Below are 1743 nucleotides of genomic sequence, written 5' to 3' on the forward strand. Positions count from 1 at the left end.
CGGGCTGTATTTTGATTGCATTAGGGCTTAAAGTATTAATTGAACACACTTTAATTAACTAAAGCATTTGAGTGTCAATTTGAAACCTTAGAATCTCTACAAGGTTTGCATTATAAAATCACTTGTGGAATCTATCTTATATAAAAGCATTGGGGATTCCATTGAAAGATTGCTTGTTGTGTAACTCTTGCTTTTGCTTTTCTAATTGCTCTCTTTTATTTAAAATATCAAAAAAACTTTGTGTGGAATCAAAGTTGGAGGCAAGAGAAGTTAGAAATTCGTCAGACTTTTGATAGGAAATAGAAAAGTTACCTCCATATAAGAATGGGTCAGTAAAGGAGGGGTCGCCCTCAAATGAGATAACATAGTCTCCCACTTTAAAAGAATTATCAATATTTCCGCTTTGATTATACAAATATCTTTGGGCTATTTGTAAAGAATCTTGAATCTTAGCCTTGCTAGATTCTGGAATCGCACCAAAGAATTCGGCTAATCTAAAGAAAGATTCTAATGAGTAGCTCAACCTAGAATTAGTCGCCTGATAGGAGGTAAGGTTACCATAATTATCAGCCATTGCAGTAAAAGTATTAATTTGGTTATCATCAATAGAATTTGTAGAAACTCTTGAAAGCAACTTGTCCATAAATTCTTGACTTTTTGCAAATTTTGGGTCTTTTTGTGCTTGATTTAAAAGATTAAGTAACTGCTGTTTATCATTCTCTCTTGTTTCTGTTTCGGAGGTAATAACCAAAGCATAACCTAATAGATTTCTAAACTCCTCACTATCTGGTTCTTTTTCATAAAAATTTGTCAAAATGGAATGAAGTTCTTTTGTCAGATTATTCAAGGAAGTTTGAAATTCGCTTTCTGTGGGCAAAGACACATTATTCTTTAAGTTTTTAGTTGTTTCTAAAAATTTTTGAAAATGCTCTAAACTATCACCATCTTACTCCATTAATGCTGAATGACTTTGTTTGTATAAAGAGAATTAGAAAGATTAATAAGAAGCATTGCTTATCCTTAATTTAAAGCTAGAAAAGAATAAGCGAATTTTATTCCAAATTGTTATTTAAAGTATTTAATATTGATTTTATCTTGTCTTATCCAAGAATCCACCCGATTGAAATCTTTAATTTCCGCTTGAGTATTCAGATAACGCATATTGACATAATCCTTTGTATTAATGGCTACAATGCTTGTTGAGACTTTATTTGTTCTAAAGTCATAAGTCGCTTCCACAGCTGCAACTTCACTGGATACTAAATTAATATAAAGAGTATCCATATAAGTTTCTAATGTAATAGGATAATATGCAGTATAGTATATGTTTTGTCCATAGTTATTCATTACACCATAATGTTTAATAAAATTGCTTGTTACACGTGCTCCACCTACAACATGCTCCATCTCCTAATCGTTTAAAACTTTCACACCTGCACTTTGTTCGTTAAACTCTCCATTGGTTGCAAGAGCAATGAAATCTACTTCTGCAAAAAGAGTGCTTGAGATTCCAAAGCTTAAATGAATTAAAAATTTGTAAAACCAAAAGAAACCTTCAAGATTATGCTACAATCCCGCTAAAAAAGGCAAATTTTGCAAGGCTATATTCTACATACTTTGCGTGTGCGTGAGGAAGATTTGCTTGTTAGAATCCTGACACAAAGCCAACTTTACACCCTTTATAGATTCTATGGTGCGCGCCATAGTGTCGTGCATTTGGGACACAAGATTGACTTTTCTATA

General features: G+C 32.4%; 2 protein-coding genes and 1 pseudogene. 1 reads left to right on the top strand and 2 read right to left on the bottom strand.

Going from position 1 to position 1743, the window contains the following annotated elements:
* Positions 1–136 precede the first annotated feature (136 nt).
* Both Q1553_RS00190 and Q1553_RS00195 read right to left on the bottom strand, forming a co-directional pair.
* The gene (locus tag Q1553_RS00190) at positions 137–883 is read right to left on the bottom strand and encodes a hypothetical protein (RefSeq protein WP_300669013.1); all 747 of its coding nucleotides are present in this window, start codon (positions 881–883) and stop codon (positions 137–139) included.
* Between the two features lie 182 nt (positions 884–1065).
* The gene (locus tag Q1553_RS00195) at positions 1066–1407 is read right to left on the bottom strand and encodes a hypothetical protein (RefSeq protein ID WP_300669016.1); all 342 of its coding nucleotides are present in this window, start codon (positions 1405–1407) and stop codon (positions 1066–1068) included.
* Positions 1408–1593: 186 nt separating this feature from the next.
* Between Q1553_RS00195 and Q1553_RS00200 the strand changes: the two are divergent.
* A pseudogene (locus tag Q1553_RS00200) lies at positions 1594–1743 on the top strand (recombination protein RecO); the annotation flags it as partial.

This window comes from Helicobacter sp. UBA3407 (genome assembly GCF_949747025.1).
Taxonomy (GTDB): Bacteria; Campylobacterota; Campylobacteria; order Campylobacterales; family Helicobacteraceae; genus Helicobacter_D; species Helicobacter_D ganmani.